This is a genomic window from Larkinella arboricola (assembly GCF_003259745.1).
Classification (GTDB): Bacteria; Bacteroidota; Bacteroidia; order Cytophagales; family Spirosomataceae; genus Larkinella; species Larkinella arboricola.
On the sequence record NZ_QLMC01000001.1, the window covers coordinates 479,836 to 504,718 of the forward strand.

The window sequence follows — 24,883 nt, forward strand, 5'->3', positions numbered from 1 at the left end:
AGGTAGGGGATCAATACCGTGCAAGACTACACGCGGAATCGCCAGTATTTGAACAATATTGATATTTATAGCCGGTACTTGCCTGCAAACTGTATAAATTTGTGCAAATCCGTTTTGTCATGAAAGCGTATCTGGAAGAGATTCAGGCTGATGCCGATAGTTCGTTCCGCCTGCTGCTGACCCCGCATCTGAACGATTTTTTTCTGTGGCACTTCCATCCGGAATACGAACTGGTTTTTATCGAAAACGCCGACGGCCCCCGGCACGTTGGCGACCATCTTTCGCGCTACGAGGGCAGCGACCTGGTTTTTATCGGTTCCTATATTCCGCACCTGAACTTTGATTACGGGGTCCGGACCGACTACCGGAAGGTGGTGATTCAGATGCGCGAGGATTTTCTGCGTGATAATTTCCAGAAAATGCCGGAGCTGGCCAGCATTGCGCGGCTATTCGAACAATCGCGACGGGGGATTGCTTTTCACGGCAACACGAAGCGGCAGGTAGGCAAGCGGCTGATACGGTTTCATCAGTTATCGCATTTCCGGCAATTGATCGAGTTGCTGGAAATTTTCCAGATGCTGGCAACCTCGGAAGAATACACGCTGCTCAACAGCCGCCCCGTTGAGTCGCCGTACAACGTCAAAGAACAGCAACGGTTACAGCGCATATTCCGCTTCATCGACGAACAGTACGGGCGAAAAATCGAGGTGGCCGAACTGGCCGACCTGACCCACCTGACGGTACCGGCGTTCTGTCGGTATTTCAAAAAGATGACCCGGACAACGTTTACCGAATTTGTGAATCAGCACCGCGTTCGGGAAGCTAAGCGGTTGTTGCTGGCCGATCAAACCGTAACGGAAGCCTGCTTCGCCAGCGGTTTCAAGAGCTTATCGTACTTCAACCGGATTTTTAAGAAGCTAACCGGGCTGAATCCCATGCAGTTCAAGAAGCAGCACTGTTAGCGGGCTGAAAAAAGCCTTTTTGTCCGGATTGGTAAACTCGGATAACAAAACCACCGTTTTCCGGGTCATTATATGACGCGTCCGCCGGGATTGCTCCTGGATAACCGCGGGTGTAACCCGGGGCTGGGGCAGAGGTGGAATTTGTTATTTTGTGTAAAAGGAAGCGGAGACATTATGCGTATTCTTTGGACCTATCTTAAACCGCACCGCTGGATGGTCGTCTTTTCGCTCGGGCTGGCGGGAATCAGCCAGATTCTGACGATGATCGACCCATTGATTTTCGGGAAAATTATCGACGAATACGCCACCAAACCGGCTGTCCGGCCCGAAAACGAACTGGTGCAGGGCGTTTTGTTCTGGTTGCTGGTGGCCGTCGGAATTGCTACGCTGGCGCGGCTGGCCAAGTCGTTTCAGGAATATTTCATGCGGCTGGTGGTGCAGCGGTTTGGGACGCAGGTGTTTAACGATGGCCTGAAACAGACGCTCCGGCTGACGTTTCAGGAGTTTGAAGAACAGCGGAGTGGCGAAACCGTGGCGCTACTGCAAAAAGTCCGGACCGATACCGAGAAGTTTATCAACGCCTTCATCAACGTGCTGTTTTCGTCCATCGTCGGTATGGGGTTTCTGATCTGGTACGCCATCACCAAGCACTGGGCGCTAATTCCCATTTTTATCATCGGTATTCTGGTGTTGGGCGGGCTGACCGGGCTGCTTAGTAAACAGATCAAAACCGTACAGCGGGCGGTCAACCGGCAAACCGTCAAGCTTTCGGGGGCCATTACCGAATCGTTGCGTAACATCGAACTGGTGCGGAGCCTGGGGCTGACGTTTCCGGAAATCCGTCGATTGAAGCAATACACGCAGCGGATTTACGAACTCGAAATGGAGAAAACGCGGCAGGTGCGCCAGTTATCGTTTTTTCAGGGTACCACGCTGAATGTGCTCAAACAGTCCATTCTGTTTGCCCTGCTTTGGCTTATTTTTCGGGATGTGCTGACCACGGGAGAACTGATTTCGATGCAGTTTATTTCGACGGCCATTTTTGCCCCCTTGCAGGATTTGGGCAACATCATCCTGTTTTACCGTGAAGCCGAAGCTTCCCTGACTTCCTTTAATAGCCTGATGCAGAAGCCCATTGAGCGCCGACCCGACGATTCCATCGATTTCGGCGTACTGGAACACCTGCGCTTTGAGAACGTGGTTTTCCGGCACCAGACGGCCAAACAAAACGCGATGGACGGTATTTCGTTCCGGATCGGCATGGGCGAAACCGTCGCCTTTGTAGGACCGTCGGGTTCGGGCAAATCGACGCTGGTGAAGCTGCTGCTGGGGCTATACAAACCCATCTCGGGTGAAATTTACTTCAATGACGTTCCGGCGAGCCAGATTCGCTACAATCCGATGCGTCGGCAGATCGGTTTTGTGACGCAGGATACCCAACTGTTTGCCGGTACGATCCGGGAAAATATGCTGTTTGTCAAGCCCGACGCCACCGAAGAAGAAATTCGGGAAGCGTTACACAAAGCTTCCTGCGATCAACTGATTGCGCGTTCCGATAAGGGAGTCAATACCGTGCTGGGGGAGGGTGGAATGAAATTGTCGGGGGGCGAAAAACAGCGGATTTCCATCGCCCGTGCCCTGATCCGGCACCCCCGGCTGCTGATTTTCGACGAAGCGACCTCGGCCCTGGACTCGCTGACCGAAGAAGCCATTTCCGATACCGTCCGCAGCATCTCGGCCCGGCGTGAGCAGATTACCATCCTGATTGCCCACCGTCTATCGACCATCATGCACGCCGACCGCATCATCGTTCTGGAACGCGGGAAAATTGCCGAAACCGGTACCCACGCCGAACTGCTCGATCAGAAGGGATTGTATTATGCGATGTGGCGGCAGCAAATTGGCGAACGTCGGCAGGACCAGGAGCTAACGGAAAAAGTGCCGATGGTGTAGCCGCTTGTTGCTCCACTCATTAAGCACTGAAAAACCCGGCATCCAGCATACTCTCACGAATGGCAGGCGAAAAGAGCCTGAGTGCTTGTCCGTAATCAGGTTCTGTAGAGGGCCAGTTTCATCGTGTAGGGTGGGGCATTTGACGCGCTTGTATTATTTATTACCTTTACACTTGCTTCCTGTTTACCCATTTCTATATAATTTGTTTACAATAACTGCCTGATGAAAGAGGACTCTCTAGCTAATAAAGCGTATAGCGAACTGAGAAGAAAGATTTTGTCCAACCAGTTGGTGTCTGGTATGCGGCTTAAAGAGGATGTCTGGGCCACCCGTTTAGACGTAAACCGCATGGCTATTCGGGAGGCTCTCACCCGGCTTCTGGGCGAACAACTGGTGGTGCTGGGCGAAAAAGGCGGCTTTTTTGTGAAATCCTTAACGGCTGCCGACATTCAGGAGATCCGTGAGCTGCGGGAAGTGCTGGAACTAGGTGCCTTGCGTCTGGCCATTCAGAAGATTGATGATCAGCACATTAAAGAACTGGAGCGGATATGTGAGGACTTTACATCCATGATTCAGCGCGGTTATTTTGGCGGAGCGTGTGAAGCCGACGTAAAATTTCATGAAACCCTCATCGACAGCGCCAACAATGAAAAGCTCCGTAATCTTTACCAGGCCGGGAACATTCCGCTTTTCCACCAGAAATTAGGGCAATCGCAGACCCACATGGATGACTATGAACTGACGGACATGGAACACCGCCAGATTCTGAAAGCCCTGAAAGAAAAAGACCTTAAACTGGCCGAAGAAACACTTACCAAACACCTCATCCGGGGTCAGGTCGCTTCTCTGGACCTGGATTAATTGCCCTCCCTGAACGAATCCAGATGCGCCACCGGCAAAACCGTGGCTCAAATTCTCCTTTATTCCGTATTGAACCGGCTTCCTGGCTGTTTTTACGTCGCGTCCTTCCAAAAGTGCCGATGGAGTTGTTAGGCCATTCTCGTTATGGCGGGCTGAAAGGTTGATTAAAATATTTTTATCAAACTTTTTTGTTTACAAATTTTGTCTATTTTTGTAATCATAATTCTTAGTACAGTGCTTGTTTCAGTGGTAAAGCCTGCGATTCTGGAAACAAGCAATTCTCCACTACTTCTTTAAAAACGCTTATTGGCGTGGTTCAGTGAAAGTAAATTAAGTTCAGGACTGTCGCGCAGAAGACCGTGTTAACAGATTGCCGCTGAATTAATTTACGCTTTTCATTAGCCATACGGATCCGGGTTGGCCCGGGGTTTTGATAGTCAAATTGAATTACAGATCAATTAGTACCATAAATCCTGTTTAACCTGATTCCCGTATGAAAAGAAAGAACTTTTACCAGCCAGGACCGGCTTTTATCCTCCTGATAGCCTTAGTGCTTAGTACGTTCGGCCAGCTGGCCGCTCAGGATACCCGCGAAATACAGGGAACCGTACGCGAAAAAGTCGGACAGGCACCGATGCCCGGTGTCAATGTGGTGATTAAAGGAACCAGCCGGGGCACCAGCACAAACGCCGAAGGCCAGTTCTCCATCAGCGCCAAACCCAGTGATGTTCTCATCTTCTCGTTTATCGGTTACGTTAGCCAGGAAATAGCCGTTGGTAACCAGACAACGATCAATATGGAGTTAAATGCGGACGTACAGGCCCTGAACGAAATTGTGGTTACGGGATATTCGGCCCAGCGCAAGAAAGACATTACGGGTTCGGTAGCCATTGTCGATATGAAAGCCGTCAAATCCGTACCCGCAGGTTCGGCGGTGCAGGCGCTTCAGGGGCAGGCTTCGGGCGTTAACGTCATCAGTTCGGGCGTACCGGGGGCCAACAGCCGGATTTTTGTACGGGGGGTTACATCCTTTGGCGACACCCAACCGCTGGTGATTGTTGACGGTATTCAGGCCGATCTGAACAACATCAGCGCCGACGATGTGGAATCCATTCAGGTGTTGAAAGACGCCGGAGCTGCGGCCATTTACGGGGTGCGGGGTGCCAACGGGGTTATTGTCGTTACGACCAAAAAGGGGAAATCCGGTCGTCCAACGGTTACCTACGACGCCTATTACGGCACCCAGCGCCCGCTGCCGGGTAATCCGTTCGACCTGCTGAACGCTCAGGATTTTATGAAGGTGGTGCAGATTGCCACACCCAACAATCCGATTTTTGCTAACGGAATGCCCGATTATCTGTATGCCGGGCCGGGTGTGGCCGGGGTTGCCAAAGCCGGAGATCCCGCCGTGGACCCCGCCAAATACAGCTTCGACCCCATCAATACCGCCAATAACTACCTGATTCAGCGGGTTAATCAAACCGGCACCGACTGGTTTCACGAGCTGTTCAAACCGGCTCCGATGACCAATCATACGCTGACGGCCAGCGGAGGCACCGACAAGTCAAATTACCTGTTTTCCGTCAACTACATCAGCCAGCAGGGCACGCTGATTGAAACGTACCTGAAACGGTATTCGGCCCGCATCAATACCGGCTTTAAAATCGGCGATCACATCCGCATCGGCGAAAATGCCAACGTCTATTACCGGCAAAGCCCGAGTTTCGGGAATCAGGCGGAGTTTGGCAACCTGTCGGCCGTTTATAAAATGATGCCGATCATTCCGGTCTACGACATCATGGGCAACTACGGCGGGACGTTTGCCGGTCCGTCGCTGGGCAGTAACCAGAATCCCGTTGCCATGCAGCAGCGCACCCGCAACAACCGCGATCATTCGTGGAACATCGTCGGGAATATGTATGCCGAGGTGGATTTCCTGAAACATTTTACCGCCCGCACGAGCTTCGGCGGTACCGTGGCCAACGGTTATAACCAGTCGTTCAACTTTACCCAGTACGACAACAAGCAGGGCAACAGTTCACCGAACAGCTACAGCGAAAGCTCGAGCTACAGCAGTACCATCATGTGGACCAATACGCTGAATTACAGCAATCTGTTCGGTAAACATAACCTTCAGGTGCTGGCCGGTTCGGAGATCGTAAAAAATACGGGCCGGGGCGTTGGCGGAAGTTCGCAGGCATTTTTTGCCACCGATTACAATTACCTCGTGCTGGGCAACGGCACCGCCGGGGTGACCAACTTCAGCAACGCCTTTGTCAATAGCCTGTACTCGCTGTTTGCCCGGGTTGATTACGCCTTTGACGATAAATACCTCGTGGGGGCTACGGTTCGCCGGGACGGTTCTTCCCGCTTCGGGTCCGATATGCGGTTTGGCGTCTTCCCCTCGGTGTCGCTCGGCTGGCGCGTTACCGGCGAACGGTTTATGAAAGACATTCTCTGGCTGAACGAACTGAAAGTGCGCGGGAGCTACGGGGTGCTGGGTTCGCAGAACAACGTGAGTCCGGAAAACGCCTTTAGTCTGTACGGCGGTGGGTACGGCAACGCTTATTACGACATCGGTGGAACCAGCAACAGCGTCCGGCAGGGCTTTATTCAAACCCGGATTGGCAACTCCCGGACCGGCTGGGAGGAAAACGTCGTGTCGAACATCGGCTTCGACGCCACCCTGCTGAACAACAAGCTCGATCTGTCGGTGGAATACTACCGGAAATCAATCAACGGTCTGCTGTTTACGCAGCCGCTGCCCGCAACGGTGGGCGGGGCTACGGCGCCCGTCGTCAACATCGGTGACATTCGGAATACCGGTCTGGACGCTTCGGTGACCTTCCGGGGCCGCATCACCAGCGATCTGCAATTTTCGGTCGGAACCAACATCACCACCTATAAAAACGTAGCCGTTGACATTCCGACGCCCGGTTATTTCGACGTGGCCAGTTTGCAGGGCATGGGCACGCTGGTTCGGAATCAGAAGGGCCAGCCGGTCAGTTCATTCTTCGGGTATGACGTGCTGGGGCTGTTTAATTCGGAGCAGGAAGTAGCCGAAGCGCCCGCCCAGAGTGGAGCCGCCCCCGGTCGTTTCCGGTACCGCGATGTCAACGGCGATGGTGCCATCACCCCCGAAGACCGTACGTTCCTGGGCAGTCCGAATCCGGATTTCACCTACGGCCTGAACCTCGGCCTGAACTACAAAGGCTTCGACTTTTCAACCATTTTCTACGGGTCGCAGGGCAACGAAATCGTCAATACCATCCGGTCTTATACCCATTTTTACGCGGGTTATATCGGCAACAAAAGCAATGTGCTGCTGAATGCCTGGACACCGGAAAATACCAACACCACCGTACCGAAAATTGAAACTGGTACGTCGCTGAGCACCTCGGGCGCCCTCAATTCCTATTTTGTGGAAGACGGTTCGTACCTGCGGTTGCGGTCGCTGATTCTGGGCTATACGCTGAAACCGTCGGTGTTGCAGAAAGTAGGTATTCCGAAGCTGCGCGTTTATGGACAGGCGACCAATCTGTTTACCATCACCAAATACACTGGTCTGGACCCCGAACTGGGTGGCAGCAGCTCCAACTTCGGCATCGATTACGGCAATTATCCCAACAACCAGCGGACGTTTCTGCTGGGCGTCAACCTTTCATTCTAAAACCGGCCCTGTTCAACCCAAGCGATCATGAAAAGACATTCCTTTAAACTGATTCTGACAGGCTTAATTCTATTTTTCTCGGCCTGTAAAAACGAATTTCTGGAAGAAGAACCGATTGGTTCCATCAACGAAAAAACGCTGGCGACCCGCTCCGGCATCAATGGCGTACTGATCGGGGCTTATTCGCTGCTCGACGGGGTGGGGGCTACCGGCGGGGGCATCTGGAGCAGCCCGACCGTCATGGCCAGCATAGCCTCCGACGATGCGCACGTCGGCACCGAGCCCAACGGTTTGCTGGCGTCCTACGAAGCCTACACCCACGACCCCACCACCTCGTCGACTAACGAGAAGTGGCAGTTTCTGTATGCCGCCGTTCAGCGCGCCAACGACGTGTTGCGACTGTTGCCGAAAGTAACCGGCTTATCGGCCGATGAAGTTACGCAACTCCAGGCCGAAGCCCGGTTTTTGCGGGCGGTTTACCACTTTGAAGCGGCCAAACACTGGCGGAATGTGCCGTATCTGGACGAAACCATTACGTACGACGCCGGGAATTACAACGTCAGCAACACGGACCCGATCTGGCCGAAAATTGAAGCCGATTTCCAGTTTGCCGCCGACAATCTGACCCCCACCAAAGCCGATGTGGGCCGGGCCAATAAATGGGCGGCCAAGGCTTTTATGGCGAAAGTCTACCTGTTTCAGCACAAATACACGGAAGCCAAACCCCTGCTGGCCGACATCATTGCCAACGGAGTGACCGCCAACGGCAAAAAGTACGCCCTGACCGAACAGTATTTCGATAATTTCCGCACCGACAAAAAACACGGCCCCGAAGCGGTTTTTACCGTGCAGATGTCGGTCTATGACCGGGCCAACGGCGCCAACGGCAATGGCGCCGATATGTACAACGGGCCGTTCGGTGGGCCGCCTTCCTGTTGCTACGGCTGGTTGCAGCCCTCGTTTGATCTGGTCAACGCTTACCAGACCGATCCGAACACGGGTTTGCCGTTGATGGATACCTACGACAAGACGCCCGTCAAGCACGATCAGGGCATTTCGTCCTCCGCAGCCTTTACACCCCATACCGGTACGCTGGACCCGCGCCTGGACTGGAACGTGGGCCGACGCGGCATTCCGTACCTGGACTGGGGCCTGCACCCCGGTATGGCCTGGATTCGCCAACAGAACACGGGTGGCCCCTATAGCGTCATCAAAAACATTGCCTGGCAGGCCCGCATTGCCACCGACCGGGAAAACGCCAATACCAACAATCCCTACAATATGATCCGGTTTGCCGACGTACTGCTGTGGGCCGCTGAGGTCGAAGTGGAGGTTGGGAGTCTGGCGCAGGCCGAAACGTACGTCAACCAGATTCGGGCGCGGGCGGCCAATCCGGCGGGTTTTGTGAAGAAATACATCGACAACGCGGCTCCGTTGAAAGGATTTACCAACGAACCGGCGGCCAATTACAAAGTGGGCCTATATAACGGTCAGTTTGTGCAGAAAGGCCAGGAGTTTGCCCGTCAGGCCGTTCGCTTCGAACGCCGACTGGAACTGGCGCTGGAACACCACCGGTTTTTCGATCTGCAACGCTACGACAAGGGCACCGGCTTTATGGCAACGCTCCTGAACAAATACCTGAATTACGAAGCTTCCGTGCCGAATTATTTCAACCAGGATTATATGAAAGGTGCTTTCTTTACGAAAGGGAAAAACGAGCTGTACCCGATCCCGCAGGCCCAGATTGATCTGAGCATGAAAGACGGTCAGCCGACGCTTAAACAAAACCCAGGCTATTAACTTTCTGACTATTCCACCATGAAAACCTCCAACAACCCTCCATCATCTACATCGCCCGAACAGGCCGCCCTCAACCGACGCTCGTTTCTGCGTTCGGCGGGTCTGGGCGCAACGGCCCTGGGCCTGCTCCCGATGGCCTGCTCGACCGGAAAACAACCCGCTCAGTCCACCGCCGGAAAGCCACCTATTCAGGGCTTCGAGCGGACGCAGGAAGCGGGCACCGCTAAAAAGTGGACCCCAGTCTCGGACCGCAAAGTTCGCGTCGGTATCGTCGGCTACGGCCTGTGTAAATTCGGTGCCGAGTTCGGGTTCCAGAATCACCCGAACGTCGAGATTGTGGCCGTCAGCGATCTGTTTCCGGATCGTTGCGAGCAACTGGCCAAAGCCTGCCGCTGTACCAAAACGTATCCGTCGCTGGAAGAACTGGTCAAAGACGACCGTATCGAAGCGGTTTTCATTGCCACCGACGCCCCCAGCCACGCCAAACAGGCCATCCTGGCCCTGAAACACGGTAAACACGTGGCCTCGGCGGTTCCGGCGGTATTCGGTTCGCTGGAAGAAGCCGATCAGTTGTACGAAGCCGTGAAAACCAGCGGCAAAAAGTACATGATGTTCGAAACGTCCTGTTTCCACGAGGACCTGTACGCCATGCGCCAGATTTACAACGCGGGCGGTTTGGGCAAGCTCGTGTATTCAGAAGGCGAATATTACCACTACATGGACGATCCACTGCCGTCCTACAAGGAGTGGCGCGTCGGGCTGCCCCCGCAGTACTACCCAACCCACTCCAACGCCTATTACATCGGTGTTACGGGCGGCAGTTTTACCGAAGTTTCCTGTCTGGGAATGCCGAGCATTGTGGAGCAACTCAAGCCCGCCAATAACCGCTATAAAAACCCTTTTGGCTCGGAAATCGCGATGTTTCGCACCAGCGAAGGCGGTTCGTCGCGGATGGCCGTCAGTTGGGATACGCCCGGCGACCACGGCGAACGGGGCCGGATTCGCGGGCAGAGGGGTTCGTTTTACGGCAAATATGAGGGGCTGGAAAAAGTCCTGCCCGATCTCGTTCGTCCGGCGCTGCCACCCGGTGTGGATGCCGGAGGGCACGGCGGCTCCCACGGACGACTGACCGACGAGTTTATTACGGCCATTTTGCAGGACCGGCAGCCGCTCGTAGACATTTCCATGGCCCTGAATATGACGGTTTCCGGGATTGTCGCCCATCAGTCGGCGATGAGAAACGGGGAGACGTTAAAAATTCCACAGTACAAAATTCTATCCTAACGGCATGACTAACCCTACCACAAAACATTTCTTAAAGCGTCGCGAATTTCTGAGCAAAGCCGGACTGTCGGCGGCTGCGCTGTCGGTGGCACCCCGGTTTGCCTTCGCGGCACCGTCGGTTCAGGACCGTAAAGTCCGGATTGGCATTGTCGGCGGACGGTTTGGGCTGGGCTTTTATTTCCACGAGCACCCCAACTGCATTGTCGAAGCCGTCAGCGATCTGTTGCCCGACCGCCGGGCCGCGCTCATGAAAACCTATAAATGTTCGAAGAGTTACGAGTCGCTCGACAAACTACTGCGTGATCCCAAGGTCGAAGCGGTATTTCTGGCCACCCCCGCCCCCGATCACGCCAAGCACGTCCTGGCGAGTCTGAAAGCCGGGAAGCATGTCTTATGCGCCGTTCCGGCGGCTTTAACGCTGGAGGATTGCGCCAAGCTGCGGGACGAGGTGAAGCGGAGCGGATTAACCTACATGATGGCCGAAACCTCCACGTACCGGCAAAGTACGATTTCCGTCAAGAAAATGTACAAAGAAGGGAAGTTTGGGACTCTTTTCAGCGCGGCTGCCGAATACAACCACCCAGGTCTGGAAGTACTGTATTTTGAGAACGGTAAACCCACCTGGCGACACGGATTGCCGCCCATGCTCTACCCGACACACTGCACGGCTTTCCTGATTGCGGTAACCGGCGAGCGCCTGACCCACGTGAGCGGCATGGGTTGGGGCGACGACAGCCCCGTATTGAAGGGGAACCCCTACAAAAATCCGTTCTGGAACGAAACCGCCTTTTTCAAAACCAACCGGGGAACGCCGTTTCGGGTGGAAGTCAACTGGCGGGGTGCCCTCCGCAACGCCGAACGGGGCGAATGGCGGGGTGAGAAAATGAGCTTTTACATGCCCCAGAATGAAACCGGTGAATCCACCATCGTGCGGGTGGCCGACAAACTGGGGCGCGACGACGGCGGTTTTCAGAATAAGGAAAACATCGTCGAAGCGTTTAAACAGCCGCTCTGGTGGGAAACCGATCTGTTACCGGCTCCCCTGCGGCACAACAGCGGACACGGCGGATCGCACACGTTTATCACCCACGAATTTATCGACGCCATCGTCAAAAACCGCCAGCCCGAAGTAAACATTCACGAAGCTCTGGCGTATACCGCCCCCGGCATTGTGGCCCACGAGTCGGCCCTGAAAAACGGAGAATACCTGAAGATTCCCAGTTTCGATTAACCCAAAGGTGAGGCAGGCTGGATCGGTTGGTGAATGCCGTACCTACGCCAACCGATCCGGTCCGTCTGCCGAATCGTAGAAAATGGAAAATAGATCAATTGAATCCAATCTGAATTGACAATGAGCATGTGGCCGAAATCGCAGGAAATTCTCAAAACCAACGAACAATGGATACCCGGTGGTGTGGTATCGCTCAACCGGAAATCCGACCCCAATATCTGCTTTACGCGCGGAATGGGCAGCCGCGTCTGGGATATTGAGGGGAACGAATACATTGATTATCAGGCTGGTTTTGCAGCCACGTTCCTCGGTCACAACGATCCGGATATTACCGAAGCCGTTCGTCAGGCGCTTGGCAATGACACGGTACTGATGGGCGCCGGCCCTACCGATCTGGAAGGACAATTTGCCGAGCTGTTTTGCAGACACGTTTCGTCGGTCGAGAGCCTGCAAATTACCTCGACGGGCTCGGAGGCCACCTACCACGCCATGCGCATCGCCCGGGCCGTAACGGGCCGCGATCACGTCATTGTCATGCAGGGCGGTTACAACGGCTGGCACAACGACGTAGCGTGCAACGTAATCAGCAGCCTGAACGATGTGGGGCCGCGTGTCAGCCCCGGCGAATACCCATTCGATGCGCTTTCCGCCGGTATTCCGGAGGTGCACAAATCGCTGGTTCACATCGTCAACTACAACGATCTGGATTCGGTGGAGTACGTTCTGAAACGGTATCCGGTGGCCTGCCTGATTCTCGAACCGATTTTGCAGAACATCGGTATTGTTAAACCAAAAGCCGGTTATCTGGAAGGTTTGCGGCAACTGGCCGACGAGCACGGTTTTCTGCTCATTTTCGACGAAGTAAAAACCGGGTTTCGCCACGCCATCGGCGGCTACCAAAGCCTGTGCGGTATTCAGCCGGACCTGAGCACGTTCGGAAAAGCCGTTGCCAACGGGTACCCGCTGGGCGTTATTGGCGGGAAAAAGAAATACATGGATTATTTCGTACACCCCGATCGCGACAAACGGGTGCTGATTGCGGGTACGTACAACGCCTTTCCGCTGACGACCGTGGCCGCCATTGCCACCCTGCAAAAACTCACGTCGCCGGAACACCGGGTATACGAGCACGTCAATCAGTTGGGGCAACGGCTGGAAGACGGCTTGAACACGATTTTTGCCGCAACGGGGCGACCGTTCCACCTGGCGCGGCAGGGGTCGGCGTACTGCCTGTATTTCATGGATCACGCGCCAGTCGATTTTCACGACATTGCCGCCAACCACGATTTTGCGCTGGACAAAGCATACCGGGTTAAATTGATTGAAAAGGGCATTTTCAACTTCCCGCTCCCCATCAAGCAGGGCAGTATTTCGTTTGCCCATACCGTGCAGGACATTGATGAAACGCTCGAAAAAACCGAAGCGGTGGTGAGCCAATTGTTTCAGCAAATTCCCCATTCTCAAATTGCCTGATTAACCCGCCCACAACGAATGAAGATTACGGCTATTGAAACGCTGGTTTGCCATGCCCGCATGCGGAATTGGATTTTTGTAAAAGTGATCACCGACCAGCCCGGTTTGTGGGGCTGGGGCGAAGCGACCCTCGAGTGGCACACCCGCTCGGTGGTCGGGGCCATTGAAGACCTGTCGCAGTTGCTGATTGGCGAAGACCCCCGGCGGATCGAACACCTCTGGCAGATGATGTACCGCCAGCACTTCTGGCACGGCAACGGTATTGTGCGCGGAACGGCCATCAGCGGCATCGACATCGCCCTCTGGGACATTCTCGGTAAAATTCACGGTGTGCCCTGCCACGACCTCTGGGGCGGCCGGGTGCGCGATTACATCCGCCTGTACTGCCACCTCGGCGGGGGAAAAATGGAAGATTTTTACCAGACCCGCCCCGACGATGCCAACCGGTTTGGCGAACTGGCCCAGCAGGCCGTGGCCGACGGTTTTACGGCCTTCAAGTCGATGGCGGTGCCGGAAACCATGCCGCTGGAAGGCTTGCAACCCATCCATTACGCCGAAGCCTGCGTGAAAGCAATGCGCGAAGCCGTCGGCGACAGCATTGATATCATGGTCGATTGCCACGCCCGCCCGTCCCCGCGCATGGGTATGCAATTTGCCAAAGCCCTGGAGTCCTACGGTTTGTATTTCTTCGAAGAACCCTGCTGGCCCGAAACCATCGACGACATTGCCCTGATTCAGCGGGCGGTAAAAACCCCCATTGCCAGTGGCGAACGGCTGGTCGGTATTCACGCGTTCCGCGAGATGCTCGAAAAACGGGCTGTCAGCGTGATTCAGCCCGACATTACCCATTGTGGGGGCCTCAGCGAAGTGCGCCGGATTGCGGCCCTGGCCGAAGCGTACCGGGTGGCCGTGGCCCCGCACAATCCGCAGGGACCCGTCAGTACGGCGGCTTCCATCGAATTCGGTTTTGCCACGCCCTCGTACAGCATTTGCGAAAGCGTACACTGCGACGTTCCGTGGCGGGTCGATGTGGTCAGCGAAGGCTTTACGGTGCAGGAAAAAGGGCGAATCGTATACCCCAATCAGCGGCCGGGTTTGGGCATCGAAATAGACGAAAACGAAGTAAAAAAACACCCGTTCCAGCAGGAAGTGCTGCAACGGACCTTCTACAAAGACGGCAGCGTCGGCGATTGGTAACACGATGGTTGAAACAAAAAATGGACCGACAGTGGACAAACTATTTACGAAGAGAACCGTCCTGATCAGTGGCGGACTGGGCGACATCGGCCGGGCGACGGCCCTGGAATTCGCGCGGCTGGGTGCCGCCATTGCCATTGGTGACATGAATCCGGCCAGCCAGGCCGAAGCCTTGTTGAATGAACTGGGCCAATTGGGCGTTGCAACCCACTACACGCAGGTCGATGTCAGAGAGGCCGATGCCGTGCAGAACTGGGTGCTGGCGGTTGAAAATAGCCTTGGGGTAGCGGATATTATCATTGCCAATGCGGCTATCGTTACCGCCAGAAGGATTCATGAAATCACGCCCGAACAATGGTCGAACGAAATTCGGGTCAATCTGGACGGCGCGTTTTTTATGACCCAAAGCGCCACGGCCCGGCTGCTGGCCCACGGTCTTCCGGGGCGGGTGGTGTTTGTCGGAAGCTGGGCGGCCCACGCGGTACACCCGCACATTCCGGCCTACAGCGTTGCCAAAGCCGGTCTCCGGATGCTTTGCCAGTGCATGGCGCTGGAACTGGCCCCACACCAGATTCTGGTCAATGAAATTGCACCCGGTTACGTCAACGCCGGGTTGAGCGCCAAGCTGTGGGAAAAAGAACCCGCCCGGGCCGAGGAGGCCCGGCAACGCGTGCCCATCCGTAAACTAATCAGTGCCGAAGCGGTAGCCCGGCAGGTGGTTTACCTCTGCCATCCCGACAATGAGCACATGACCGGCAGCACTTTGCTGATGGATGGCGGACTTTCACTTTAAAATCGCATGAACGCACCCCTTTACCCTACCTTTGAACAGTCTGCGTTTGCCGGTTTGATCGGTGTTGCGCAGGAAGATGTTACCCCGCCCGTTGGCATCTACGCCCGAAACTGGGGAGCCGCCACGCACGAAGCCGCCGAGGGCATCCACCGGCCGCTGATGCTGAGTTGCGTGACGTTTCAAACCACGCCGGATGAGCCGCCACTTGTGCTGATTGGGGCCGATCTGGGCTGGTGGCGCAGTGCCGACGATGAGCGATTTCTGCGAAACGGTATTCTGAAAGCCCTGTCGCTGGACGAATCCCGGCTGATGTTCTGCCTGTCGCACACCCACGCTGGGCCAAGCCTGAGCCGTGACGACGCCCCGAAAGCGGGTGGCCATCTGGTAGAACCGTATTTGCAGTTGATTCAGGAACGCACGATCCGGGCCATTCAGACGGCGCTGGCCGGGGCGCAACCTGCCACGCTGACCTGGGCGTATGGAACCTGTGCGCTGGCCGTTAACCGCGATTTGCCGGATCGCGAAAAAGACCGGTACATCTGCGGGCTGAATCCCGAAAAAAGCGCGGACGATACCCTGCTGGTTGGCCGAATTGCCGACGGTCAGGACCGGGTTCTGGGCACCATCGTCAACTACGCCTGTCACCCGACGACGCTGGCCTGGGAAAACCGCCTGATTTCGCCCGACTACATCGGTGCCATGCGGGAAGTGGTCGAGCAGGCCACCCACGCGCCCTGTTTATTTATGCAGGGCGCTTCGGGCGAGTTGTCGCCGAGGGAACAGTACGTCGGGGATGTCCGCATTGCCGACACCTACGGCCGTCAGTTGGGCTATGCCGTGCTGTCGACGCTTGAAGCGGTTTTGCCCACCCAGACGCGGCTGTCGTTTGCCGGGGTGGTTGAATCGGGGGCTCCGCTGGCCATCTGGAAAAAAGAACCGTATGCACCTTCCACCACGCTCCGGGCCGAACGGGTTGAGGTTGAACTCCCCCTGAAACCGCTTCCGTCGCTGGCCGAAATCGAAAAAGAGTGGGCGGCCTGCGGGGATAACGTGCTAAAAGAACGGCTTTGGCGAAAACGCGGCATCCGGAAAACCGTGGGCGACGGGGAGGTAACGAAGATGCCGCTCTGGGTCTGGCACGTGGGCGATTCCATTCTGGTGGGCCAGCCGAACGAAGCCTATTCCGCTTTCCAGCAGCAGCTTCGCGCCCGGTTTGTGCCGAAAGCCGTGGCTGTCATGAACATCGTCAACGGCTCGACCGGTTACCTGCCGCCCGAAGATCTGTACGGCGACGACCTTTATACCGTCTGGCAAACTCCCTTTGCGCAAGGCTCCCTGGAATTGCTCATCGAAAGCGCCATTCAAACGACCCGCAACCTGACCCGGCATGAACCTCTCAACGCTTGACCTTTCCATCTTCGGTATTTACATTCTTGGCGTTATTGCACTAGGCATTTATGCGTCCCGCCAGGGCCAGCAAACCAAACGGGATTATTTTCTGGCGGGCGACAAACTGCCCTGGTGGATGATCGGCGGCAGCATCATTGCTTCCAACATCAGCAGCCACCACCTGGTAGGGGCTATGGGCGTGGCCTACAGCCGGGGGTTTGTGGCCATTGCGATGGAATGGGGAGCCATCCTAATCGGTTTTAACGCCCTGCTCTGGATTTTTCTGCCTTTTTACATCCGCAACGGGTTTTATACCGTTCCCGAATTTCTCCAGAAACGCTTCGGAGCCGCCACCCGCACCACCTATGCCGTACTTATTCTGCTAACGTACATCTTTGTGGAAATCAGTGCGGTGCTGTATCTGGGCGCGCTTTCCCTGCATTCTCTGCTGGGTTTTCCGGTTGTGACGAGTGTGCTGGTGCTGGCCATTTTTACCGGTATCTACACGATTGCGGGTGGTTTGCGGGCGGTGATCTGGACCGAAATGCTGCAACTTGCCGTGCTGGTGCTGGGTGGGGTGGCCCTAACCGTTGCCACGGTCAATGCCGCCGGGGGGATTTCCGCCGTGACCGAAACCTCCAAAGACTGGGACCTGATTCTGCCCGCCGATGATCCGGATTTTCCGTGGACGATGTACCTCGGCGGTACGCTTTGCATCAGTATTTTCTACTGCGCCACCAACCAGTTTATCGTGCAGCGGGTGCTGGCGGCCAAAAACGAGTGGCACGCGCGCATGGGCGTGGTGTTTGGCGATTATCTGAAATTTCTGATACCGGTCATCATCACGGTTCCGGCGCTGGTGGCTCCCAAATTGTTTCCGGCGCTGGAAAAACCGGATTTGCTCTTTCCAACGCTGGTTGAAAATCTGATGCCTACGGGTCTGGTGGGGCTGGTGATGGCGGGTCTGATTGCCGCTGTCATGTCGCACCTGTCGGGAGCCATCAACTCCTGCACCACCATTCTGACGGTAGACGTTTACCTGACGTATTTCCGGAAAAACGCGTCGGAAGTGCAGGCCGTACGGTTTGGCCGCATCGCCGGGGTGGTTATCATTGCGGTCGGCATTCTCTGCACGGGGCTTTTCATCACCCAGTCCGACAAGCCGGTTTTTCTCTACCTGATGAACGCTTACGGCCTGTTTACGCCCGGTATTGCCGTGATGTTTCTGCTCGGTATTCTCTGGAAACGCACCACCCAGGCCGGGGCGCTGACCGCCGGAATCCTGACCATTCCGCTTTCCATCGTGCTGGAGTTTGTGTTTCCGCAAATGCCGTTTTTCAACCGTACCGGTATTGTATTTTGGACCTGCATGGCCTTATGCGTGCTCGTTAGTCTGGTGACCAAACCCAAACCGGAGGCCGAACTCGCAGGGCTGATCTGGAACAAGGAAAGCCTTTCGCTGCTGCCCGAAGAACGCGAACAACAGCGGGGCTGGCGCAATCCGGCAATCTGGTGGGCTATTATTACGGCGGCCGTTCTGTATTTTTACATCCGCTACGCCTGACGGTTGGGCGGGCCGTATTCACCCTCTACTGAACGAAGCATGACGCAATACCCGTGGGAAGTTGTTCTGGATTACACCTGTCAATTAGGCGAAGGGCCGGTTTGGGACGCCCAAAATGGGCGAATTTTGTGGCTGGATATTTTGCCGGGCGACATTCATTCGTTTGATCCCGTTAGCCGCGAACACCGGGTTTTTAACGCCGGGCAGATGGTTGGGGCCATTGCGTTGCAGCCTTCCGGGACGCTCCGGGCGGCCCTCCAACACGGTTTTTACGACATTTCGCTCGAAAACGAAACCCTTACCCCCCTAGCCGACCCGGAAGCGCACCTGCCGGGCAACCGCTTCAACGACGGCAAGCTCGACCCCGCGGGCCGGTTCTGGGCCGGAACCATGTCACTGGACGATACCCCCGGTGCCGGAGCGTTGTATAGGCTCGACCACGACGGTTCGGTTACGCCAAAAATCCAGAACGTGAGCTGTTCCAACGGACTGGCGTGGAGTCTGGATGCGCGGACGATGTATTTCATCGACTCACCCACCCGCCAGGTTGTTGCGTATGATTACGACAAGGCAACGGGTGACATCAGCAACCCCCGGGTCGCCATTCAGTTTGACGAAGCCGACGGTTTGCCGGACGGCATGACCATCGACCGGGCCGGTATGCTCTGGATTGCCCTCTGGGACGGCTGGAGTGTGGTGCGCTGCAACCCGCATACCGGCGAGCGGCTGGCCCGGATTCCATTGCCCGCAGCCCGAATTACCTCCTGCACCTTTGGCGGCAGTCAACTTCAGGATTTATACATCACCTCGGCCAAAACCGGTATAAGTGGTGGCGATTTACAGCAGCAACCGCTGGCGGGAAGTCTTTTTGTGGTTAAAGCACTGGAGATCTAGCCAACGCATCGGTTTAACCGCGACCCTAAGACGTATCATTTCTCCGGCTCCAGGGCGTGAAAATGATGCGTTTTAGGGAAAGCTCCTGCTGGAAACAGGAATTGTTGTGATTTTACGGACTTGTTTTCTTTGTTTACAATCTCAAACCTATCTTTATCAACGCAAGCGGCACTGATCAATCGTTCGTAAAAAACAAGAATGTCATACCTGTCTCCCTTACATCAGGAACATGAGGTTTTAAGGCGTATTGCGCAGGGAGACGAAAAGGCGTTTGCGGCCCTTTTTGATCATTATCACCAGCGATTGGGAATTCATATTTACCGGATTACGAAATCAACCGAGCTGGCGGAAGAGATCGTTCACGATGTTTTTCTGAAAATCTGGCTAAACCGGGAGTTGCTCGGCGAAATCGAAAACTTTCAGGCGTATCTGTTTGTGCTGTCGAAGAATGCGGCCCTGAATGGACTCAAAAAGCTAGCTAATGAACAGGCCCGAATAACTGAACTGGATGCCGACCAGTTGCAGATCGCCGAAACAACCGAGGACGATTACCGGTATCTGCTGATTGATGAAGCCATTGACCGGCTCCCGTTTCAGCAGCGGCAGGTCTACTTGCTGAGTCGGCACGAACGGCTGTCCTACGCGGAAATTGCCGAACGCATGAGCCTTTCCAGAGAAACCGTCAAAAAATACCTGCAACTTTCAACGGAATCCATCTCCTCGTACATTCGTAAAAGGCTGGTCATCAGTGTGCTACTCCTTATTCAGATTTTTTTCTAAAAATATTCACGTACCAATACCCCCTTTTTATACTCCGGTTTTGTCATTGAATCAAAGGGCCTTCATTCCGGTTCCGGCAGGTATATGGACGAAACAGAGCGCAGGTTAGAAGATTTGTTCAACCGGTATTACAACAGTACGGCGACTCCGGAGCAACGGGAGGAGCTTATGGCCTATATCCGGACCGCGAAAAGCAATGAACTGATCGAGAAGTTTTTGAAAGAGAACTGGAACCGGGCGGCTTCGGAGAATGCGTTATTTACTCCGGAGAAAAGCCACGAAATACTGGACTCCATTCTGTCGAAAGCCAATCGGAAAGAAGCGTCTCAGCCCCGCGTTTTCCGGCTCACCTGGCTGCGTTACGCGGCCGCTGCGGCCTTGCTGCTAATCGGTATTGGATTCTGGTGGCAGTTTAGGGCCGATCAGCAAACCGGTACCGGGCTGGCCGTACAAAAAGCGCAGAAACCGAATGATGTCAGACCCGGCGGCAACCGCGCCCTGCTGACCCTGGCAGACGGTTCGGCCATCGAACTGGACCGGGTAGGAAGCGGGCTGCTGGCCCGGCAGGGAACCGCCGAAATCCGGAAAACCGGGGACGGTATTCTGGTCTACAGCGCCAAGGCAACCCCGGCAGGCCCCGACGGGCGGATGAACACGCTGACTACTCCGAAAGGCGGGCAGTACGAAGTTTCGCTGCCGGATGGCAGTAAAGTCTGGCTGAATGCCTCTTCGTCCATCCGCTTTCCGTCCGTATTTCCGGCGTCCGAACGAAAAGTAGAGATTACCGGTGAGGCTTACTTTGAAGTGGCTAAAAACAAGGCCAAGCCGTTTCGCGTAAAATTCAATACGTCGGAAGTGCAGGTGCTGGGTACGCAGTTCAATGTGATGGCCTATCCCGAAGAAGGGGCCTCCAAAACCACCCTCGTGGAAGGCTCCGTGCAGATCAGCCACCGGCAACAGCACACGGCGCTCCGGCCCGGTCAGCAGGCGGTTGTTTCGGCCAACGGACAAATTAACACCAAGTATACTTCGGTCGATCAGGCGGTGGCGTGGCGAAATGGCCTGTTTTATTTCAAGGATGCGGGTATTGAAGAAGTAATGCGGCAACTGGCCCGATGGTATGATGTTGAGATTGAATTCGGGGGAAAAATACCGGTGCGGCAGTTTACGGGCAAAATTGCCCGGAATGTCAACCTGTCCGAAGTGACCCATATGCTGCGCTATGCCGGGGTGAACTGCCGGATTGAAGGCAAAAAGATTGTTATTGATTCCTGATTACGTATAGATAGTACCGTTAAAATTTGTACACCTAAACCTTTCCCTATGGCACCAAACCGTACACTGACTTCCTGACCCTTTGCCCTGTGTTTAGAAAGAAGGGAAAATGCGCCAACATTTTCCCTGAATCGTCAAGGGGCAAGCCCAACTTCTCTCAAAAGTCAATCTGCTATTCCTCAACTTTTACAAATTTATGAAAATAAACTTCTTACCCGGGTATCCCCGGGCGAAGCAGGCATGCTTTCGTGTAAAATTACTGGTCGCCATGACACGGATACTGTTTTTGCTGATTGCGACGTTCACGCAGGTCGCGGCCGACGGCCTGGGCCAGAACATTACCCTGAACGCGAAGAATGCTCCGCTGGAAACGGTATTGACCAGCATCGAAAAACAAACCAGTTTCCTGTTTCTGTATGATAAACTGGATTTGCCCGAAGCGCAAAAAATTTCGGTACGGGTTAAAAACGCAACGATTGACCAGGCGCTGACGGCTGTTTTCCAAAACCTTCCGCTCTCGTACCGGATTTTCAACCAGACCATCGTGCTCAAAAAGGTGGTCAGAGTCTCCGCTCCGGAAAGCCTGCTGCCCCTGAAACTTCCCGAAATCCGGCAGGCTATTAACCCCATTCAGAAAACCGTTGAAGAAATTCCGCAGCGGGCCAACCGGCCCATCCGGGGGAAGGTGACCGACGAGAACGGCAACGCGTTTCCGGGGGTGAGTATCCTGGTCAAGAATTCACAGATGGGCACTACGACCGACAACGCCGGTGAATACCGCCTGAACATTCCGGATGCGCTGGCCCAATCCGGCGACCTGACGCTGGTGGCCAGTTTCGTCGGCTATAAAAGCCAGGAAATCCGGGTGGGAAACCGGCAGGAGATCAATTTCGGGATGGTGGTAGACACCAAAACCCTGAATGATGTCGTTGTCGTCGGTTACGGAACTCAGGCCAAAAGCAGCATTACCGGCTCCGTGGCGTCGGTGCCCATGAAAAGCATCTCCAATCAGCCCTTAAGCAGTCTCGATCAGGCCATGGCCGGGCAGATTGCCGGGGTAAATGTAGCCCAGACCAAAGGCGCTCCCGGCGGTGGGGTTTCGGTCCGGGTGCGCGGAACGGGTTCGATCGGGGCCGGTAACGAACCGCTGTACGTGATCGACGGCTTTCCGGTCGGCAGTGATTACAACAGCACCCTGAATCCGCTGGCCACCATCAACCCTAACGACATCGAATCCATCGAGATACTGAAAGATGCCTCGGCTGCGGCTATTTACGGTTCGCGCGGGAGCAATGGGGTGGTGCTGGTCACGACCAAACACGGTAAATCGGGCAAATCAACGGTTCAGTTCGATACCTATTACGGCTTGCAGCAGGTGGCCAACAAAATCGAGATGCTCAATGCCCGCGAATATGCCGAATACAATACCGAAGCCCGCAACAACGCCTGGGTAGACCGGGGCGGCAAGGCGACGGACCCCAACAGCGTGCGTCCGGCCAATTTGCAGATTCCGGAAATGTTCATGAACCCCGAATCGCTGGGCAAGGGAACCGACTGGCAGGATGAGGTTTTCCGCACCGCACCCATCCAGAACCACCAGTTGTCGGTTTCCGGCGGAACGGACAAAACCCAGTTCTTTGTCTCGGGCGCTTATTTTAAACAGGACGGTATTGTCATGAATACCGGTTTTGACCGCTATTCGGCCCGGATCAATCTGGACCATCAGGCGTCCGACCGCGTGAAAATCGGCCTGAACCTGTCGCCTTCATTTTCATCCAACAAACTACTGCCGGTGGAAGATCAGGTATTTACGGGCGGGATTCTGGGATCGGCCCTTTCGCTGCCGCCCACCGTGCCGGTGTACAATCCCGACGGTTCCTTTACGACGCTGCTGGGGCCTTCGCCGTATAATATTGGGGTGATCGACAACCCGGTGGCGATTGCCAGTAAGATTCAGGATAGAAAGACGTTTTTCCGGACGCTGGGCAACGCCTACGCCGAAATCCGCATTCTGGAAGGACTAAAGTTCCGCACCTCCTTCGGGCTGGATTACGCCGATTCCCGGCAGAACGCTTATTATCCGTCCGACCTCGGGAGAGATGGCGTACCGGCTCCCGTTCAGGCGCGGGCTTCGGCCAGCACCGGCCGGGATTTGAACTGGCTGAATGAAAATATTCTCAGCTACAAGCGCACCTTCAACGGCAAGCACGAACTGGATGTGCTGGCGGGTTTTACGGCCCAGAAAGCCCGTTCGGAATACTCGTCGCTGGCGGCCACTAACTTCCCGACGGATCTGGTTACGACGCTGAACGCCGGTCAGGTAACTGCTGGCGGAACCGGTATTTCGGAATGGTCGCTGCTGTCGTACCTGGGCCGGGTTAATTACACCTACGCCAGCAAATACCTGTTCTCGGCCACCGTTCGCCGGGACGGTTCTTCGCGGTTTGGGGCCAGCAACAAATGGGGAACGTTTCCGTCGGCGTCCGTCGGCTGGTATGTTTCCGAAGAAGACTTTTTCAAGAACCAGCCGGTCGTGACCGACCTGAAAATCCGGGCCAGTTACGGGTTGGCGGGGAACAATGCCATTGGTAACTACAGCCAGATCGGCCTCCTGGGCAACCGCCGGTATAGCCTGGGAGCCGGGACCGGAACGGTGGTCTACGGTCTTTATCCGTTGTCTATCACCAACGATCAACTCGGTTGGGAAATGATGCAGCAAATGGACATTGGTCTGGATTTCGGTGTGTTGCGCAACCGGCTGATGTTCACCGTCGATTACTACAACAAAAACACCACGGACCTGCTGCTGAATGTGCCGGTACCCGGATCGACCGGCTACGAAACCGCCTTGCAGAACATCGGGAAAGTAAACAACCGGGGCTGGGAGTTCAGTGTGAATTCGAAAAACCTCACGGGCGGCTTTAAGTGGTCAACCAACTTCAACATTTCCTTCAACCGGAATAAAGTAGTGGCGCTGGGGCCGGAAGGCAATCCGATTATCTCCAAAAGCCCTTCGTTTAGCCCGAATACGCACATTACCCGCATCGGCTCATCCATTGGCAGCTTCTGGGGCTACGACGTAATCGGCATCTACCAGACGCAGGAAGAGGTGGATAACAGTCCGGCGGTTAAAGGAAGCACCGGTTCACGTCCGGGTGACCTGAAATTTCGGGATGTTGACGGCGACGGAACCATCACGCCCAACGATGTGACCATCATCGGCGACAACTATCCGGACTTCTTTTACGGCATTACCAACAATTTCAGCGTCGGTCGGTTCGATCTCAGCATCCTCGGCGACGGGGTGCAGGGGCTGCAACTGCTGAACGGTTCGCGCCGGAACATTGGTCTGGTCAATGGCAGCTACAGCCGCAAGGATGTGCTGGGCCGGTGGCAATCGCCCGAAAAACCGGGTGACGGCCGGACACCCAGAGCCAATGTTTCTCCGACGGGCGGCAACGTGAGCTACGTATCGAGCCTGCTGGTCGAAGATGCGTCGTTCTTCCGGATTCGGAACATCAACCTGCGGTATGCGCTGCCCGAAACCGCCTGCAAAGCCCTGTTCATCCGCAATGCCAGCGTGAGTCTGTCGGTGCAAAACGCCTTCACGTTCACCAAATACCGGGGCTACAACCCCGAACAGAGCCTGAATGGAAGCAGCTCGCTGACGCCCGGTGTCGATTTCAACGGTTATCCGCTGGCCCGCACGTATACCCTTGGTTTAAATGTGACTTTCTAAACCCTGACCTTAACTTAT

At 55.2% G+C, this 24,883-nt stretch carries 16 protein-coding genes; all 16 read left to right on the plus strand.

The window, feature by feature from the left end:
• Positions 1 to 101: 101 nt before the first annotated feature.
• The 16 genes from LX87_RS01975 (at position 102) to LX87_RS02050 (ending at position 24,865) form a co-directional block, all read left to right on the plus strand.
• Positions 102 to 962, plus strand: coding sequence for a helix-turn-helix domain-containing protein (locus LX87_RS01975; protein WP_310587877.1), 861 nt, complete (start codon positions 102 to 104; stop codon positions 960 to 962).
• Positions 963 to 1,136: 174 nt separating this feature from the next.
• A complete protein-coding gene (locus tag LX87_RS01980) occupies positions 1,137 to 2,915 on the plus strand; it encodes an ABC transporter ATP-binding protein (RefSeq protein WP_111626489.1) in 1,779 nt (592 codons plus the stop codon).
• A gap of 222 nt (positions 2,916 to 3,137) precedes the next feature.
• Complete coding sequence (locus LX87_RS01985; RefSeq protein ID WP_111626490.1) at positions 3,138 to 3,776, plus strand: GntR family transcriptional regulator; 639 nt, start codon at positions 3,138 to 3,140, stop codon at positions 3,774 to 3,776.
• 493 nt (positions 3,777 to 4,269) lie between these two features.
• The gene (locus LX87_RS01990) at positions 4,270 to 7,446 is read left to right on the plus strand and encodes a SusC/RagA family TonB-linked outer membrane protein (protein ID WP_111626491.1); all 3,177 of its coding nucleotides are present in this window, start codon (positions 4,270 to 4,272) and stop codon (positions 7,444 to 7,446) included.
• A 27-nt stretch (positions 7,447 to 7,473) separates the two neighbouring features.
• Positions 7,474 to 9,246 carry a RagB/SusD family nutrient uptake outer membrane protein gene (locus tag LX87_RS01995; RefSeq protein ID WP_111626492.1) on the plus strand — a complete coding sequence of 591 codons (1,773 nt, stop codon included), beginning with the start codon at positions 7,474 to 7,476 and terminating at the stop codon, positions 9,244 to 9,246.
• 18 nt (positions 9,247 to 9,264) lie between these two features.
• A complete protein-coding gene (locus LX87_RS02000; RefSeq protein ID WP_111626493.1) occupies positions 9,265 to 10,530 on the plus strand; it encodes a Gfo/Idh/MocA family protein in 1,266 nt (421 codons plus the stop codon).
• Positions 10,531 to 10,534: 4 nt separating this feature from the next.
• The gene (locus LX87_RS02005; RefSeq protein ID WP_111626494.1) at positions 10,535 to 11,761 is read left to right on the plus strand and encodes a Gfo/Idh/MocA family protein; all 1,227 of its coding nucleotides are present in this window, start codon (positions 10,535 to 10,537) and stop codon (positions 11,759 to 11,761) included.
• Between the two features lie 126 nt (positions 11,762 to 11,887).
• Entirely contained in the window at positions 11,888 to 13,234 is a 1,347-nt protein-coding gene (locus tag LX87_RS02010; protein ID WP_229310514.1) for an aspartate aminotransferase family protein, read from the plus strand.
• Positions 13,235 to 13,252: 18 nt separating this feature from the next.
• The gene (gene dgoD, locus LX87_RS02015) at positions 13,253 to 14,431 is read left to right on the plus strand and encodes a galactonate dehydratase (protein ID WP_111626496.1); all 1,179 of its coding nucleotides are present in this window, start codon (positions 13,253 to 13,255) and stop codon (positions 14,429 to 14,431) included.
• A gap of 4 nt (positions 14,432 to 14,435) precedes the next feature.
• Positions 14,436 to 15,224 (plus strand): SDR family NAD(P)-dependent oxidoreductase, encoded by a 789-nt coding sequence (locus LX87_RS02020; RefSeq protein WP_111626497.1) that lies wholly within the window; start codon positions 14,436 to 14,438, stop codon positions 15,222 to 15,224.
• 6 nt (positions 15,225 to 15,230) lie between these two features.
• Positions 15,231 to 16,631, plus strand: a complete 1,401-nt coding sequence (locus LX87_RS02025; RefSeq protein WP_111626498.1) for a neutral/alkaline non-lysosomal ceramidase N-terminal domain-containing protein — start codon at positions 15,231 to 15,233, stop codon at positions 16,629 to 16,631.
• A complete protein-coding gene (locus tag LX87_RS02030) occupies positions 16,612 to 18,177 on the plus strand; it encodes an SLC5 family protein (RefSeq protein WP_111626499.1) in 1,566 nt (521 codons plus the stop codon). Before LX87_RS02025 ends, LX87_RS02030 begins: the two co-directional genes overlap by 20 nt.
• Before the next feature lie 39 nt (positions 18,178 to 18,216).
• Entirely contained in the window at positions 18,217 to 19,071 is an 855-nt protein-coding gene (locus tag LX87_RS02035) for an SMP-30/gluconolactonase/LRE family protein (RefSeq protein ID WP_111626500.1), read from the plus strand.
• A gap of 198 nt (positions 19,072 to 19,269) precedes the next feature.
• A complete protein-coding gene (locus tag LX87_RS02040) occupies positions 19,270 to 19,851 on the plus strand; it encodes an RNA polymerase sigma factor (RefSeq protein ID WP_111626501.1) in 582 nt (193 codons plus the stop codon).
• Positions 19,852 to 19,935: 84 nt separating this feature from the next.
• A complete protein-coding gene (locus tag LX87_RS02045) occupies positions 19,936 to 21,126 on the plus strand; it encodes a FecR family protein (protein ID WP_111626502.1) in 1,191 nt (396 codons plus the stop codon).
• A gap of 268 nt (positions 21,127 to 21,394) precedes the next feature.
• Positions 21,395 to 24,865, plus strand: coding sequence for a TonB-dependent receptor (locus LX87_RS02050; RefSeq protein WP_229310515.1), 3,471 nt, complete (start codon positions 21,395 to 21,397; stop codon positions 24,863 to 24,865).
• Positions 24,866 to 24,883 lie beyond the last annotated feature (18 nt).